Annotated in this window: 8 protein-coding genes; all 8 read right to left on the reverse strand. The window is 75.6% G+C overall.

Annotated elements, in window-relative coordinates; all coding sequences use genetic code 11:
• Nucleotides 1-27: 27 nt before the first annotated feature.
• From ACIP5K_RS07550 to ACIP5K_RS07585, 8 genes are read right to left on the reverse strand one after another with little or no spacing between them, the layout of a single operon-like run.
• On the reverse strand, nt 28-1356 hold the full coding sequence (locus ACIP5K_RS07550) for an NAD(P)/FAD-dependent oxidoreductase (protein WP_401406228.1): 1329 nt from the start codon (nt 1354-1356) through the stop codon (nt 28-30).
• Nucleotides 1356-1619 (reverse strand): acyl carrier protein, encoded by a 264-nt coding sequence (locus ACIP5K_RS07555; protein WP_401406231.1) that lies wholly within the window; start codon nt 1617-1619, stop codon nt 1356-1358. Before ACIP5K_RS07555 ends, ACIP5K_RS07550 begins: the two co-directional genes overlap by 1 nt.
• A complete protein-coding gene (locus tag ACIP5K_RS07560; protein ID WP_401406235.1) occupies nt 1616-3106 on the reverse strand; it encodes an amino acid adenylation domain-containing protein in 1491 nt (496 codons plus the stop codon). Before ACIP5K_RS07560 ends, ACIP5K_RS07555 begins: the two co-directional genes overlap by 4 nt.
• Nucleotides 3103-4245 carry an acyl-CoA dehydrogenase family protein gene (locus tag ACIP5K_RS07565; protein WP_401406238.1) on the reverse strand — a complete coding sequence of 381 codons (1143 nt, stop codon included), beginning with the start codon at nt 4243-4245 and terminating at the stop codon, nt 3103-3105. Before ACIP5K_RS07565 ends, ACIP5K_RS07560 begins: the two co-directional genes overlap by 4 nt.
• Nucleotides 4205-9151 (reverse strand): amino acid adenylation domain-containing protein, encoded by a 4947-nt coding sequence (locus ACIP5K_RS07570; protein ID WP_401406241.1) that lies wholly within the window; start codon nt 9149-9151, stop codon nt 4205-4207. Before ACIP5K_RS07570 ends, ACIP5K_RS07565 begins: the two co-directional genes overlap by 41 nt.
• A gap of 33 nt (nt 9152-9184) precedes the next feature.
• Nucleotides 9185-10264 (reverse strand): asparaginase, encoded by a 1080-nt coding sequence (locus ACIP5K_RS07575; protein ID WP_401406244.1) that lies wholly within the window; start codon nt 10262-10264, stop codon nt 9185-9187.
• On the reverse strand, nt 10261-11220 hold the full coding sequence (locus ACIP5K_RS07580) for a TauD/TfdA family dioxygenase (protein WP_401406247.1): 960 nt from the start codon (nt 11218-11220) through the stop codon (nt 10261-10263). The genes ACIP5K_RS07575 and ACIP5K_RS07580 overlap by 4 nt, the downstream gene beginning before the upstream one ends.
• Nucleotides 11217-16934 carry an amino acid adenylation domain-containing protein gene (locus ACIP5K_RS07585; RefSeq protein ID WP_401406250.1) on the reverse strand — a complete coding sequence of 1906 codons (5718 nt, stop codon included), beginning with the start codon at nt 16932-16934 and terminating at the stop codon, nt 11217-11219. Before ACIP5K_RS07585 ends, ACIP5K_RS07580 begins: the two co-directional genes overlap by 4 nt.
• Nucleotides 16935-16970: the final 36 nt, after the last annotated feature.

A 16970-nucleotide genomic window follows, 5' to 3' on the forward strand; every position in this document is an offset into this window, starting at 1 on the left:
ACCTTTCCGGGAGGTGCGGGACCGGGGTCACCGGGTCGCCTTGAGGGTGCCCAGATACGGGTGCCACAGGTGGTCGGGGTTGGCCTCGACCGCGGCCACCGCCTCGCGCATCGCGGTCAGCGCCTTGGGCTCCTCGTCGTCGTACACGTCGCCCTGGAGCATCTTCAGGACGTCCTTGCGGTAGCGGGGGTCCTGGACGAAGGCGGTGAAGAGCACGTTCAGCCGGTAGTAGATCGAGATGAACTCGTACCAGTACTTCACCGCGCTGCGGATCTTGCGCTCGTAGGTGTCGAACCGCTCCTTGGCGTAGTCGCCCGCGGCGTGCGCCGCGATGATGTCCCGCGAGGCGATCCGGGCGCTGTTGAGCGCCACGCTGACACCGCTGGAGAAGATCGGGTCCACGAAGCGGGCGGCGTCGCCGATCAGGACGTAGCGGTCGCCGGTGATCTCCTTCACCGAGTAGCTGTAGTCGCCCTCGGCCTTCAGCGGGCGGACCTGGCGGCAGCCCTTGAGCGCGTCCTGGAGTTCGGGGCGGCTGCCGACGAAGTCCCAGAAGAACTCGTCCAGATCGCCGCTGCCCTCCTTGAAGCGCTTCTTCTGGGTGACCACACCGATGCTGGTGATCTTGTCGGTGATCGGGATCTGCCAGACCCAGGAGTCCTTGATCGGCAGGAAGTGCACGTAGATGTGTTCGGCCTGGGCCGCGGAGGTCGACAGCGCCTCCCGGTCGAGCCCCTCGAACCAGGCGTGCACGGCGTACTGGTCGAAGACCGGGTCCGCCACCTTGGTCCTGAGCTGGCGGCCGAGCACGGTCGAGCGGCCCGAGGCGTCCACGACCATGCCGACCGTGTACGCGACCGGCTTGCCCGCGATGCGGGTCCGCACGACGACCTCGGGGTCACCGAAGTCGACGCCGAGCACCCGGGCGCCGTTGATCACGGTCGCGCCCTGCTCCTGGGCGTGGCGCAGCAGGATCGAGTCGAAGCGGGAGCGGTCGACGTGGAACGTGTAGTCGCGGTCCACGCCCTGCTGGTCGCGCTCGACGAACTGGATGTCGGCCGTCCAGTCGTGCTGGAGGCCGCTGAAGCCGAGCCGGGGGATGTCCCGCGATTCGGCCGAGGTCCACGACGCCCCGTACTTGCGCGGGAAGTCGGCCTCGTCGATCTTGTCGAGGGCGTCGATCTCCAGGAGCACGGGAGTGGTGGCGGGCACCAGCGACTCGCCCACGTGCGGCCGGGGGAAGGTCTCGCTCTCCAGGACGATCACGGAGAGCCCGGCGCGGGCCAGGTAGGAGGCGGCGGTCGAGCCGGCGGGCCCGCCGCCGAGCACGGCGACGTCGAAGTCGAGGGCGGCCATCAGACGGTCTCCTTGTCCAGCTCGCAGATCATCGCGGCGATCGAGCCCGCGTTCTTGAAGTTCTTCGCGTCGATCCGGGCGGCGGGCACGGAGACGTCCCACTCGTTGAGGATGAAGGCCTGGAGCAGCGCGATCCGCAGCGAGTCGACGATCCCCCATTCGAGGAGCGGGGTGGTGGCGTCGATCGTGACCCCGTCGTCGGACCAGAGGAACTCGGTCCTGATGAAGTCCAGCAGTCGGCCGGTCACGGCATCGGTGTTCATGAGCGTCCTTTCGAGAGGGTCAGATGCCGCCGGACCAGCTCCGGGCGGTCGATCTTTCCGTTACGGGTTCTGGGCAGGTCGGTCAGGAGGTGCACGTGGTCGGTGATCATGTAGCTGGGCAGCCGCTCCGCGAGGTGCCGGCGCAGCGCGAGCGCGCCGGGCCGGGCGCCGTCCACGGGGACGACGAAGGCGACGAGCCGGGCGTCCATGCCCTCGCCGGCCACCACGACGGCCGCGCTGTCCACCTGCTCGTGGGCGTCGCAGGTCGCCTCGATCTCGCCGAGTTCGATCCGGTGGCCGCGGACCTTCACCGCGTGGTCGCGGCGGCCCACGTAGTCGAAGGAGCCGTCGGGCAGCACGGTGACGATGTCGCCGGTGGCGTACTCCTCGGGGCAGGGGCCCCGGCCCCAGTAGCCGAGCATCACCGTCGGGCCCGCGACGATCAGTTCGCCCTGCTCTCCCGGGGCGGCGACGGTGCCCGCGTCGGTCCTGGCCCAGGCCTCGTCGCCGCTCGCGGCCCGGCCGATCGGCACGGGACGGTCCCGGTCGAGGTCGGCCGGGCTCACCTCGTGCCAGGTGCACACGTTGGTCTCGGTCGGGCCGTACAGATTGAGCAGCCGGGCCCGCGTCCACGCGGCGAGCCGGCGGACGTGGGTGATCGGGAACGGCTCCCCGGCGAACAGCACCGCCCGCAGGTCCGCGGGCGCGGGCCGGTCCAGCAGCCCGCCGCCGCGGATCATCAGGATCAGCGCCGACGGCACCGAGTACCAGACGGTGATCCGCTCCCGGTGCAGGAAGTCCACCAACTCGCCCGGTGCATAGGCCAGTTCGGCAGGCACCAGGTGGACCGCGGCGCCGACCGAGAACGCGGCGTACAGATCGAGGACCGACAGGTCGAAGACGAGCGGCGCGTGATTGGCGAAGCGGTCGCCCGGCCCGGCGCCGAGCAGCTCCACGGCCCAGTCGACGAAGGCGCGGGCGTTGCGGTGGCTGATGCACACGCCCTTGGGCGTGCCGGTGGAGCCGGACGTGTAGAGGATGAACGCCGGGTCGTCGGGCTTCACCTCGGCCTCGGCGACCGGCACCTGGGCGCCGCCGTGCAGCGTCTCCTCCAGGTCGAGCACCGCGACGCCGGCCCCGAGCGCCGAGCGGATCCCGGCCAGGCGCGGCCCCGTCGAGCAGACGACGCGGGCGCCGCTGTCGCGGGCCACGGTGACGACCCGGGCGAGCGGCGCCGTGCCGTCCTGGGGCACGTAGACGGCGCCCAGGCGCAGCGCCGCCTGCATCGCCACCAGGACCGAGGGCGCCTTGTCGCCCCACAGGACGACGCGGTCGCCGCGGCCGACGCCGGCCCGGGACAGGAGCCGGGCGAAGGCGTTCGCCCGGCGGTCGAGTTCCCGGTAGCTCAGCTCGCGGCCGGCGGCCGAGACGGCCACGCGGTCGGGATGCAGCCGGGCGGATCGTGCGACCAGCTCGTGCAGGTTCACAGCCCTCTCTCCCTTGCTATGACGCTCCGGTGGATCTCGGTCGTGCCGGAGAACAGCGTGCTGGGCACGGCGTCGCGCAGCTGCTGCTCGATGCCGGTCGAGGCGAGGTAGCCGATGCCGCCGAACACCTGGACGGCGTCCCGGGCGTTGGCGACGGCGGCCTCGGAGACCGCGACCTTGGCCAGGGACACGGCGCCCGCGTCCGCGCCGCCCTGGTCGGTGAGCCAGCACGCGCGGTACAGCAGCAGCCGCGCGCCCTCCAGGCGCTCCGACATGACCGAGATCTTGTGCGAGACGGCCTGGAAGTCGGAGAGCCGGCGGCCGAACTGCTTGCGCGAGCGGACGTGGGCGACGCACCGCTGGAGCTGGTACGTCATCACGCCGAGGTAGATCGCGAACAGGCAGGCCCGCTCCCAGCCCATCGAGTGCTGGAAGATCATCCGGCCCTGGCCCTCGGTGCCCAGCAGGTACCGGGCCGGGACCCGCACCCCGTCGAAGGTGATGCGCCCGGCCGGGCAGCCGTGCAGGCCCATCTTCTCCAGCGGCGGCCCGATGCTCACGCCGGGCAGCTCGCGCGGGACCGCGAAGCCGCTGGTGCCGAGGAAACCGGCCGCGGGCTGGGTGACCGCGTAGGTCACGATCACGTCGGACAGCGGGGCGTTGCTCGCGAACGACTTCACCCCGTCGATCACGTAGTGGTCGCCGTCGCGGACGGCCGTCATCTCCAGCCGGGCCGAGTCGGAGCCCGCCGCGTCCTCGGTGATGGCGTTGGACGCGATCAGCGAACCCGCCGCGAGCCCCTTCAGGAGTTCGTCCCGCACCTCGGCGCCGGCGAAGTCGCGGATCGGCACCGCGCAGGCCAGCAGGTGGGCCGCGACCCCGAAGGCGAGCCCGGTGTCCAGGCAGCCCTGGCCGAACGCCTCCAGGCACAGCGCGGTGTCCAGGGCGCCGAGCCCGGCGCCGCCGGACTCCTCCGGCAGGCACAGGCCGGTCAGCCCGAGGGCCGCGGCCCGGCCCCAGTCGTCCCGGTCGAAATGGTCCGCCGGGTCCGTGCGCCGGCGGCCCGGCAGTTCGGTCTCGATGGCGGCCAGCAGATGGTCACGACGCTGCTGCTGCTCGCTCGTCAGGGCGAAGTCCATCGACGTCCTCCTTTCCGTAGGCGGTCAGCTCGGCATCGGACATGGCGTCGAGCTCGGAGCGGATCAGTTCCTCGATCAGCGACGCCAGTTCGGCGACGCTCGGGCCCTCGAAGACGGCCCGGATCGGCAGGTCCACGTCGAAGGCGTCCTGGAGGGCGGCGACCAGCCGGATCGCGAGGATCGAGTTGCCGCCGGCCCGGAAGAACCCGGTGTGCGCGCCGACCGGGACCGCGAGCAGCTCGGCGAAGATCTCCGCGACCCGCTCCTCGACGACGCCGCGCGGCGCCACGAGCCCCTCGGCGGGGGCCGCCGGGCGGGGGAGCGCCGAGCGGTCGATCTTGCCGTTGGCGTTCAGCGGCATCGCGGCCAGCGCGGTGAACGCGGTGGGCAGCATGTACGCGGGCAGCCGGGCGGCGCACAGCTCCAGGAGCGAGGGGTCGGCGGGCGCCTCCCCGTCCGGGACGTAGGCGACCGCGATCCGGCCGTCGTGCGCGGTGGCCACGGCCTGCCGCACCCGCGGGTGCTCGGTGACCACCGCCGCGATCTCGGCGAGCTCGACGCGGTAGCCGCGGATCTTGACCTGGGTGTCGGCGCGGCCGAGGAACTCCACCGCGCCGCCGTCCAGCACCCGCACCAGGTCCCCGGTCCGGTACAGCCGCTGCCCCGCCTCCCCGAAGGGGTCGGGCACGAACCGCCGGGCGGTCAGCGCCGGCCGGCCGGTGTAGCCGCGGGCCACCCCCGCGCCGCCGACGCACAGTTCACCGACCGCGCCGATCGGCACCGGCCGGAGCCAGGAGTCGACCACGTGCATCCGCACCCCGGGCAGCGGCCGCCCGATCGGGACGCTGCCGCGCACCGGGCCCGCCGGGACCGGGTGCACGCAGGTGCCCACGGACGCCTCGGTCGGCCCGTATTCGTTGATCAGCCGGCCGGGGCCGAGGAGCGACGCCCAGCGTTCGGCGAGCGCGGGCGGCAGCGCCTCGCCCGCGACGACGATCCGGGCGGCGAGACCCGCGATCCGCTCCTCGGGGAGGCCGGAGAGGATCTCCAGGTGGCCGGGGGTGAGCTTGAGGAAGGCCAGCGGGGCGGCGGCGGTCAGCCGGTCGCCCAGCTCGGTCAGCTCCAGGTCCTGCGGCAGCAGCGTCGTCGGTCGGCCCGCCAGCAGGCCCGCCCACAGGTTGGGGACGCCGAGGTCGAAGGCGACCGAGGTGAACACCGCCGCGCCCCCGGGCGCGGCGAGCGCCAATGCGTCGACGGCCCACCGCAGATGACCCGCGAGCCCGGCATGGGTGATCTCCACGCCCTTGGGCCGGCCCGTCGAGCCGGAGGTGTAGATCACGTAGGCGAGCCGGTCCGGATCGGCCGACCGGGCGGGCCGCGAGGCGTCGCCCGTGCGGTGCGCGGGCGACAGCGTCGTCACCCCGTCGGCGGCGACGCCCTCCGGGGCGGTGTCGCAGACCAGCAGCCGCGCCCCGGAGTCGGCCAGCATGTACCGCACGCGCTCGGCGGGGGTGCCCGGCTCCATCGGCAGGTACGCGGCGCCCGCCTTCCAGACGCCGAGCAGCGCGGCCATCAGGTCGGCGCCCCGGTCGACCAGGACGCCGACGACCGTGTCGGGGCCCGCGCCGTGCTCCCGCAGCCGGTGCGCCACCCGGTTGGCCCGCCGGTCGAGTTCGGCGAAGGAGACCTTGCCGGCCTCGGTCGCCAGGGCCGTCGCGTCGGGCGTGGCGGCGGCCTGCCGCTCGAAGAGTCCGGGGGCGTCGGCCGTGTACGCGGGGGCGGGGGTGCCGCTCCAGCGCAGCAGGGCCGCGCGCTCGGCGGCCGGGAGCAGGCCGAGGGCGTCGAGACGGTCCCGGGGCCGGCCCGCGGCCTGCCCCAGCAGCAGCACGAACTGGGCCGCCATCCGCTCGACGGTGTCCCGCCGGAACAGCGAGGTCGCGTACTCGAGACCGCCGGACATCCCGCCGTCGGGACGGCGGCGCAGGTACAGGGTCAGGTCCGTCTTCGCGATCCGCGAGACGTCGACCAGCGTCGCGAGGTCGGCCGGGTCGGTGGCGGAGCCGGTCGACTCCTCGTCGTGCAGGTCGAAGGCGACCTGGTACAGCGGGGTGCGGGCGGCGTCGCGCTCCGGCGCCAGCGCGGCGACGAGCTGCTCGAAGGGCAGCTCCTGGTGGGCGAACGCCTCCCGGCACGCGTCCTTGACCCGGTCGAGCCCGGCGCCGAAGGACAGCGAGCCGTCCAGGCCGAGCCGCAGCACGAGGCTGTTGAGGAAGAACCCGACGACGCCCTCGGTCCCGGGCCGGTCGCGGCCCGCCACCGGGGTGCCGACCACCACGTCCCACTGCCCGGTCTGCCGCGCCAGCAGCGTGGCGAAGCCGGTGAGCAGCGTCATGAACGGGGTCGCGCCGTGGGCCCGGCCCAGCTCGGTGAGGGCCGCGGTGACCTGCGGCGAGAGCTCCAGCGCCACCATCGCGCCGCGGCCGTCCCTGGTCGCCGGACGCGGGTGGTCGGCGCGCGGCTCCAGCGGCACCGCGCCCTCCAGCGCCTTGCGCCAGTACGTCAGTTCCCGCTCGGCCCGGTCCGGCGTGATCCGGTCCCGCTGCCAGGAGGCGTAGTCGGCGTACTGGATCGCCAGCGCGGGCAGGCCGGCCGGGCGGCCGGTGCGCACCGCGTCCAGGACGGCGGCGAACTCGCGCTCCAGGACGGAGGAGGACCAGCCGTCGCAGATGATGTGGTGCACCGAGAGCACCAGCACCCGGCGGCCCCCCGGCGCGGGGTCGGTCGCGAGCAGCGCCCGGGCCAGCGGCCCGCCCGCCAGGTCGAAACCGCGCTCCAGCTCCCGGTCGAGCACGGCGGGCAGCTCCTCGGCGGCGGCCGTGACCGTGGTCAGCTCCAGCGGGGCCGGCGCCTGGATCAGCTGCATCGGCTCGCCGTCCTCGACGACGAAGGCGGTCCGCAGCGCCTCGTGCCGCTCCACCAGGAGGCCGAGCGCGGCGGCGATCTGCTCCTCGCCGGCGCCGTCCGGCACCGGCAGGAACAGCGCCGACACCCACTCGCGGCTGCGCGGCCGCATCCGGTCGAGGACCCACAGGCGGCGCTGCCCGAACGACAGCGGGAGCGGGCCGGTGCGCGGCAGCGGCGTCGGGCCCTCGGGCTCGGCGGGCCCGGCCAGCAGGCGGGCCTGGGCGGCGATCGTGGTCGCGTTCAGCAGATCGCCGAGGGCCAGGTCCTGCCCGGTCGCCTTGCGCAGCCGGTTGACCAGCCGGGTGAACTGGAGCGACGTCCCGCCCAGTTGGTAGAAGTCCGTGTCCACGTCGATGGCGTCGGTCCGGAACAGCTCGCACCACACCCGCGCCACCGCCCGCTCGGCGGCGGACTCCTGGCGGGCGGGCCCGGCCGGGGCGGCCGGGACGGCCGGGACCGCCAGTGCGGCCAGCGCCGTGCGGTCCAGCTTGCCGCTGGACGTCGTCGGGAACCGCTCGACCGCCGTCAGCACCGACGGCACGTGCGTGCCGGGCAGCCGCTCGGCGAGATGGTCGCGCAGCCCGTCCGGGACCCGGTCCGCCCGGACGAAGGCGGCCAGCGCCGCTCCGCCGCCCGGCGCCTCGACCGGGACGACGGCGGCGCCGCCGACCCCGGGGTGCGCCTCCAGGACGGCCTCGATCTCGCCGGGCTCGATCCGGACCCCGTTGATCTTGACCTGCCGGTCGATGCGCCCCAGGTACTCCAGGACGCCGTCCGCACCCGCCCTGACCAGGTCGCCGGTGCGGTACAGCCGCGCCCCGGCGGGCCCGGCCGGGTCCGGCACGAACCGCTCGGCGGTCAGGTCGGCGCGGCCCAGGTACCCGCGGGCGACGCCCGCCCCACCCGCGTACAGCTCGCCCGCCGCCCCCGCGGCGACCGGCGCGCCGTCCTCGTCCAGGACGAGGACGCGCATGCCGTCGATCGGCCGGCCGATCGGCACCGGCCCGGACCGCTGGGCCGGGTCGAAGCGGTGGGCGGTGATGTCGATGGAGCACTCGGTCGGCCCGTACGTGTTCCACAGCGCGAGCCCGGGCGGCGCCAGGGCGAGCAGCCGCTGGGCCGGCTCGGCGTGCAGCGGTTCCCCGGCGCAGGCCACCACGCGCAGGGCGGAGCAGCGCTCCCAGCCGTCCGCGTCGAGCAGCTCGCGCAGCACGGACGGCACCACCTGGAGCACGCTCGTGCCGGTGTCGGCGACGGCCTCCAGCAGCGCAGCCGGGTCCCGCTCGGCGCCGGGCGGCGCGAGCACGACCGTGCCGCCGACGGTGAGCGGCGCGAAGATCTCCCAGCCCGCCGCGTCGAACGTCACCGGCGTCTTCTGGAGCACCCGGTCGGCGGCGCGCAGGCCGAGCCCCTCGACGGCCCACCGGATGCGGTTGGCGAGGCCGGCGTGGTCGACGACGACGCCCTTGGGGCGGCCGGTCGAACCCGAGGTGTGCAGCACGTACGCCGCGCCCCGCGGGTCGGCGGGCACCGGCGCGGACCCGGCGGCCGGGGCGGCGTCGCCGGTGAGCACCGGCGTCGCGCCGGTGGCCGTGACGGTGTCGTGCCCGGCGCCGTCGGTGACGATCAGGGCGGTCCCGGACCGCCCGACCAGCCCGGACAGCCGGGCGGGCGGATGGCCGGGGTCGAGCGGCAGGTAGGCGGCGCCCGCCCGCCAGACGGCGAGCAGGGCGACGACGAGGTCGACGCCGCGCGGCAGCAGCACGCCGACCGGGCGGTCGGGTTCGGCGCCGCGGGCGATGAGGCGGTGGGCCAGGGCATCGGCCCTCGAACCCAGCTCGGCGTAGGTCAGCTGCCTGCCGGCCGCGGCAACCGCCGGCCGGTCCGGGGTCAGCGCGATCTGCCGGGCCACCAGCTCGGGGACGGGCATCGGGGCACTCATGACAGGTCTCCTTCGGAGGTACGGGGGAGCGGGTCAGGACGTGAACTGCGGGACGCCGTAGCGGGCGAACCGCCGGGCGATGTCCGGGGCCTGCCGGGTGGTGGCGAGGGTGAGCAGCAGCAGGATCCGGGCCTTCTGCGGCAGCAGGTCCTCGGCGGGCAGCACCCCGGGGGCGTGGGCGTCGTAGACGGCACCGGACCCGGTGCGCGTCGCGGCCACCACGGTCACGCCCCTGCCGAGGACCTTGCCCAGCGCGGCGGCCTCGCCGTCCGACGGATCGCCGGCGACGACGATGCCCCGCACGCCCGCGTCGGCGAACGCGGTGATCGCCTCGCCGCCGGCGTCCGGGTAGGAGGCGACGACCTCGGTACGGGGCAGCGCGTCGCGCCGGATGCCGGACAGGTCGAACGGGGTGCGCCAGCCGTCCTCGCCGCACCGCTGGATCCGGGCGGGCGCCCGCAGCAGGCGCACCCGGTCGCCGTCGACGGTGCCGAGCGCGCCCACGTCCCTGGCCTGGAAGGCGTCGGGCCGCACGGTGGTGGTCTTGGTCGCCTCGCGCGCGGCCAGGATCTCGTTGTTGAACGTGACGACGGTGCCGAAGCACCGGGTGCGCCCGCTGGCGGCGAGCAGCACGGCGTCGTACAGGTTCGCGGGGCCGTCCGCGCCGAACACGTTGGACGGCCGCATCGAGCCGGTCACCACCACGGGCTTGGGACTGCGGACCGTCAGGTCGAGGAAGTAGGCCAGCTCTTCGAGGGACTTGGTGCCCGAGGTGACGACGACGGCGTCCGCCGAGCGCAGCGCCCGGTCGACCTGCCGGGACAGGTCGTAGTAGTCGGTCATCGCGGTCTCCTCCGGGCCCTCCTGGGCGGAGACCGCGGCCACCGCGTCGAGTTCGGGCCGCAGCCCGTCGACGACGTCCGCGATCGGCAGCGCGCTGCCGTCGTAGTCCTCGAATTCGGCCCGGTCCTTCGCGACGCCGGTGATGGTGCCGCCGGTGCCGATCACGGCCACCTCCGGCCTGCCGGACCGCTCGCCGCCGCCCGCCGCGGCGGGCACCGCGGGGACCAGGCCCAGCACGAGGGCCGCGAACAGCAGGACGGGCCGCTTCACGACAGCACCTGCCCGTTGTCGGCGCGCAGCGCGCGCGAGCGGCGGTGGTCGAGGTGGATGAAGGTCCGGTGCAGCCAGCGGTCCTCGCCGTCGTAGCGCGGCGTGAAGTGGGTCCTGCCGTGCAGGGTGACCCGGTTGTCGACGACCGCGAGGTCGCCCGGGCGCAGGTAGACGGCCCGGGTGACGGTGTCGAGGGCGGCCCGCAGCACCGTCATCGCCTCGGCCGCCCCGTCGTCCGCCGGGTGCGTGGCGTGGAAGTCGACGCGCACGTCCGGGTCGTCGAAGTCGCCGTGCAGGATCGCGTGCGGCGACGCCTGGCCGCCGGGGGCGCCGAAGGACGGCGGCACCTCGGTGCGGAACCGCTCCTCGCCGAGCACCTTGCGCACGTCGTGCGGGAGCAGCGCCGCGGCCCTGCGCACGGAGGCGACCCGCAGCCCCGCGCCGCCGTCGTGATCGGGGCGCACGCAGAACAGCGAGACCATGTCGGGGCGGTGCGGGTGGAACGCGTTCTCGACGTGCAGTTCGAGCGGGACGGAACCGGCGTTGCTCTGCTGCTCCTCGCGCCCCGCCACCGGGACGACGTTCTGCACCAGGGCGCCGCTCTTCTCGTCGCGGTACGCGATGACCTCGCCGATCTGCATGGAGACCAGGGCGGTGGTGCCGGCGGCCGGGGTGGCCGTCCGCTCGACCGAGTCGTAGACCGTCGGGGTCGGCGCGAGGGCGGGGCCCACGGGCAGATTGCGGACCAGCAGCACCCCCTCCAGCAGGGGGTCGTGCCGGAAGTCGCGCAGCCGGCGGCGCAGCCGCTCCGGCAGCCGCTCCGACATGCCGCGGCAGGCGTCCAGCCAGGTCCGGTCGTCGACCAGGCGGGGCTCCACCTCGGCGAGCGCCCCGGCGACGGCCGCGATCTCGTCCCGCTCCGCCGCGGTGAGGGTGAATATGTGGTCCTCGGTCATGACGTGCCTTCCGTGAGAAGAGTGGACAGCTCGCGCACCAGGGGGTCCGGGCCGAGCGCGACCGCTTCGAGCACCCGCGCGCAGCGGGCGGCCAGCCGGTCCGCCTCGGCGTGGCCGAAGGCGTCGGGCCGGTACCCGAGCCGCAGCGAGAGCCGGGCGCCCGGGACGACCGCGAGGCGCAGCGGGAAGTGGGTGTCGTCCGCCGCCTCGAACGCGGTGATCCGCAGCCGGCCGTCCAGCGCCGCGGCCCAGGAGGCCGGATCCATCGGGTAGTTGACGAACAGCGTGGTGGTGTCGAACAGCGTGCGCAGGCCCGCGGCCCGCTGGATCTCGGCCAGGCCGAGATGGTCGTGCGGCTGGAGGGCGGCCTGCTCCCGCTGGAGCCGGTGCAGTGCGCCGAGGAACGGCTCGCCGTCGGTGAACCGGACCCGGACCGGGACGGTGTTGGTGAACAGGCCGACCATGCCCTCGACGCCGGGCAGTTCGGGCGGCCGGCCCGACACCGACGACCCGAAGACCACGTCGCGGCTGCCGGTCAGCTCCCCGACGACCAGGGCCCAGGCGCCCTGGACGACCGTGTTCAGCGTCAGCCCGTGCGCCGCGGCCCGCGCCGTCAGCTCCCGGGTGGTGTCCTCGTCGAGTGCGCGGACGGCCAGCTCGTGCGCCACCTCCGTCCGGGCCTGCGCGCCGACCAGCGTCGGCCCGGGCAGCCCGGCCAGGGCGTCGCGCCAGGCGGTGCGCGCGGCGTCCCGGTCCCGGCCGGCGAGCCAGGACGCGTAGCGCCCGTACGGGGTGAGCGGCGGCAGCTCCCGGCCCGCGTACAGGGAGCACAGCTCCCGGACGAGCACCGACGTCGACCAGCCGTCCCACAGGATGTGATGGACCGTCAGCACCAGTCGGTGGCGGCGCGCTCCGAGGCGCAGCAGCCGCAGCCGCAGCAGGGGCGGCCGGGCCAGGTCGAAGCGGTCGGTGCGGTCCGCCGCGGCGAGCCGCGCGGCCTCGGCCGCCGGATCGGGCAGCCCGCTCACATCGCCCTCCCGCCACGGCAGTTCGACCCGCGCGGGCAGCACCTGGACCGGCTCGTCGAGATCGCCGTAGTAGAAGGCGGCCCGCAGATTGGTGTGCCGCTCCAGGGCGGCCTCGGCCGCCGCCCGCATCCGGGCGGCGTCCAGGTCGCCGTCGAGATCGAGGCTCAGCTGGGCCGCGTACACGTCGAGCGTGCTCTCCGTGCGCAGGCTGTGGACCAGGAAGCCCTCCTGCAACGGGGAGAGCGGCAGCAGGTCGGTGAGCGGCCCGTACTCCTCGGCCAGCTCGTCGATCGCGGTCTGGTCCAGGCCGGTCAACGGCACGTCGGACGGGGTGAGTCCGCCCGCCCCCGGGGCCCTCCCGTGCGCGGCCAGGGCCTCAAGGGCCGTCCGGAACAGGCCGGCCAGCCCGGCGATCCGCTCCTCGGTGAACAGCGCCCGCGGCCAGTGCAGGGTGGCGGTCAGCTCGGGCCCGGCCGGGCCGTCGAAGGTGGCCGCGACGATCTCCACCTCGTGCGCGCAGGGCATCCGCGGATCGGCGTCGGCGTGGAACCCGCCCTCGGCCAGCTCCCAGTCGGCGTCCCGGCCCGACGCGAACCGGCCCAGGTAGTTGAAGCCGAGGCGCGGCGCGGGCAGCGCCGCCAGCCGGGCCCGCGACGGCTCGTGCAGATGGCGCAGCAGGCCGTAGCCGATGCCGTGGTCGGGCAGCGCCCGCAGCTGCTCCTTGACCTGCTTCAGCGCGTCGCCCAGGGCCGGGCCCGCCGCCTCGACGTCGGGCCAGGAGACCGCGCCCGGGTCGACCCGGACCGGGTACATGCTGGTGAACCAGCCGACCGTGCGGTCGAGCCGGGCGCCGGGGACGATGTCCTCGCGGCCGTGGCCCTCCAGGTCGCACAGCACCGCGCCGTCCGCCCCGCGCCAGCGCCGGTAGGCCAGCGCGAGGGCGGTGAGCAGCACCTCGCCGACCCCGGCGCCGAACGCGGCGGGCACCTCGGTGAGCAGCGCGCCGGTCGTCCCCGGCGGGAGCGTCACCTCCAGGGTGCGGGCGGTGGCGAACAGGTCGGTCGCCGGGTCGAGCCCGCGGGCCGCGGTCCCCGGGTCGGGGGTCCGCGCGATCCCCTCCCACAGGGGCAGTTCGGCGGCGCGGGCGGGCGCCGCCTCGGTGAGCCGGTGCGCCCAGGTGCGCAGCGAGGTGCCCACGGCGGGCAGCGGGTCACCGGCCGTCGCCGCCGCCAGGTCCTGGAGGAGCACCCGCCAGGACACCCCGTCGACGGCCAGGTGGTGCACGGTCAGTTCGAGCCGGCCGGGCGCGCCGGGGCCGCCGGGGAACCAGACGGCCTGGTGCAGGACGCCGCGCGCCGGGTCGAGCCGGTCCCGCGCCGCCGCCCGCTGCTCGGTGCCCGGCTCCGCGACGCTCAGTTCGGGGGCGACCGTGCCGGGCGCCCCGACCTCCAGGCGTCCGCCGTCCCGCACCCGCAGGCGCAGCGCGTCGTGGTGGTCCACGAGGGTGCGCAGCCCCTGCCGCAGGCCGTCGGGAGTGGTGCCCGCGGGGGTGCGCACCAGCACCGACTGGCTGAAGCGGTCAGTGGGGACGTCCTGCTCGGCGAGCCAGGCGACGATCGGGGTGGGCGGCACCTCGCCGACCCCCGCGCCCGCCGGCTCCGCGACCTCGTCGTCGGCCAACGGGCGTGCGACCTGCGCGAGTTCGGTGACCGTCGGGTGCAGGAACACCTCGCGCGAGGTGATGACCAGCCCCGCCCGGCGGGCCCGGCTGACCAGTTGCAGCGCCATGATGCTGTCCCCGCCCCGGTCGAAGAACGACACCCGGGTGCCGACCCGCTCCAGGCCCAGCACCCCGGCGAACAGGGCGCACAGCGTCTCCTCGACGGGGGAGCCGGGCCGGTCCGCGGCGGCCGCCGGCTCCGGCACCGCCGCCGGGGCGGGCAGGGCCCGCCGGTCGACCTTGCCGTGCGGGGTCAGCGGCAGGGCGTCGAGCACCACCAGCACCTCGGGCACCATGGCCTCCGGCAGCACCCGCCGGGCCGCCTCCCGCACCTCGGCCGGGTCGAGCGGCCCCGCCGGGACCAGATAGCCGACCAGCCGCCTGGCGCCCGGCCGGTCCTCGCGGACCGCGACGGCCGCGGCCCGCACCCCGGGGTGCCGGCCGAGCACGGCCTCGATCTCGCCCGCCTCCATCCGCAGCCCGCGCAGCTTGAACTGCCCGTCACCGCGGCCGAGATACTCGATCGCGCCGTCCGGACGCACCCGGACCCGGTCCCCGGTCCGGTACATGCGCGCCCCGGCCGGGCCGAAGGGGCAGGGCAGGAAGCGGTCCGCGGTCAGCGCGGGCCGGTCGTGGTAGCCGCGGGCCACTCCGGCACCCGCGATGTACAGCTCCCCGGGGCAGCCGACCGGCACCGGGTCGAGCCGCTCGTCAAGCACATGGACCCGAACGCCCCTGACCGGGCGGCCGATCGGCGGCCGGCCCCCGCCGCGCAGCGGCCCGTGACCGGTCGCCGCGACCGTCGTCTCGGTCGGGCCGTACATGTTGAACATGCGCCGCCCCGGCGCCCAGCGGGCCACCAGCGCCTCGTCGACGGCCTCGCCGCCGACGATCAGCACGTCCAGGTCCGGCAGCCGCACCTCGGGCAGCGAGGCGAGGACGGCGGGCGGCAGCGCGAGATGCGTGATCCGCGCGGCGCGCAGCAGCACCGCGAGGTCGTCCGGGGCGAGCGTCCGGGTCTCCGGGGCGAGCACCAGGGCGGCACCGGAGACCAGCGCGGGCCAGATGTCGCCGCCGGCCGCGTCGAACCCGGGCGAGAGGTACTGCAACACCCGGCTGCCGGGCCCCAGACCGAACCGCCCGGCGTGGTCCAGCGCCAGGTTGGCGAGCGGCCCGTGCGGGACGACCACCCCCTTGGGCAGGCCGGTCGAGCCCGAGGTGTAGATGACGTACGCGGCCGTGTCCGGATCGGGGGAGGGGAACCCACCGCCCGGCGCACCGCCGGCCCCGGCCCCGGGCTCCCGGTCCTCCTCGGTGAGCACGCACACCGGGGCGGCGTCCGCCAGCAGATGGTCGATCCGCTCCCGCGGGTAGCCGGGGTCGATCGGCACATAGGCGGCGCCGGCCCGCAGGCAGGCGAGCATCGCGACGATCAGCCGGTCGGTACGCGGCATCAGCAGCGCGACCCGGGTGTCGGGGCCCGCGCCCGCGGCCCGCAGCGAGCGGGCCAGCGCGTCGGCCCGCGCGTTGAGTTCGCCGTACGTCACCGCGGTGTCCCCGCACTCGACGGCCGTGGCGTCGGCGGGGCCCGCGGCGACGAGCCCCGGCACGTCCGCGCCGTCCGCCGCGGCGGGCCCGCCCGCCATGGACAGCGTCGCCCGGTCCCGTTCGCTCAGCAGCTCCAGTTCGCCGATCGGCGTGTGCACGGAACCGGCCACCCGCGCCACGAACGCGGCCAGCCGCCCCGCGTGCGCCGCCAGCCCCTCGGCGTCGTGCAGCCCGGGGTCGGCGTCGAAGAGCAGCGCGCCCGGCGAGCCGTCGGAGCGGCCGCTGACCGCGATCGACACATCGGGCGCCGGACCCGCGGCGAGGTTCGTCACGCGGCCCGGGACACCGCCGAAGTCGAGATCGCGCTCGTACGGCATGAAGTTGACCAGCGGACCGAGCAGCCCGGCGTCGCGTCCGGTGACACCGAGCGCGCGGCACAGGTCCTCGTGCCGGTAGCGCTCGTGCCGCAGCGCCGCCGCGAACTCCGCGGCCACCACCGGGACCAGCTCGGCCAGCGACGCCGTCAGCGGGACGGCGAGCCGCAGCGCGACCGTGCCCGTCGCCATCCCCGGCACCCGCCGCGAACGCGGACCGCGGCGTCCGGAGACCGGCAGCCCGAGGATCACGTCGTCGTCGCCGGTCACCCGCCGCACGTACGCGGCCGTCGCGGCGACCAGCACCGTCTGCCAGGTCACGCCGACGGCCTGCGCCGCCGCGGCGAGCGCCGCCCGGCCGGCCGCGGGCAGCGGATCCTCCCGGCGCAGCCTCGGCGGCCGGTCGCCGGCCGGCGCGGCGCCGGGCAGCAGCGTGGGCTCCGGGCGGTCCGCGAACCGGTCCGCCCAATAGCGGGCGTCGGCCTCGAACGCGGGCGAGGAGCGGTACTCCGCCTCCTCCTCCACGAGGGACCCCAGCGGCTCGAAGCGCGCCTCGCCCGGCGTCCGGCCGCACAGCTCGGCGAGCCGGCCGCGCAGCAGATGGACACCGTAGGCATCCACCAGCACGTGGTGAATCCGGTAGAAGAACAACAGCCGCCGCGGGCCGAGCCGGAAAACGACCGCGTGCGAGAGCGGCCCTTTCTCCAGATCCACGGAGGTCGCCAGATCGGCGTCCATCCAATTCCCGGCCGCCTCCAGCGGATTCGCGAGATGGCTCAGATCGATCAGGGGCGGCAGCTCGGCCGATGGCGCGATCACGTACTGCCGCAGACCCTCGGCGTCCTCGCCGACGGACGCCACGCGCAGCACCTCGGCCTCGGCGCGCAACCGCACCCAGGCCCGCCTCAGCACCGCGGGATCCAGGTCGCCGCGGATGTCGATCTGCTCGCCGCAGTTGTAGCGCGTCCCGGAGGGATCCAGCTGATGGGCGAACCAGACGCCCTGCTGCGCCACGGAGAGGGGAAGCCGCCGTTCGTAGTCCATGGCCGAGATCGTGTGGCGCCGGACTATCAGCGGCCT

Source organism: Streptomyces sp. NPDC088785 (genome assembly GCF_044750685.1).
Classification (GTDB): domain Bacteria; phylum Actinomycetota; class Actinomycetes; order Streptomycetales; family Streptomycetaceae; genus Streptomyces.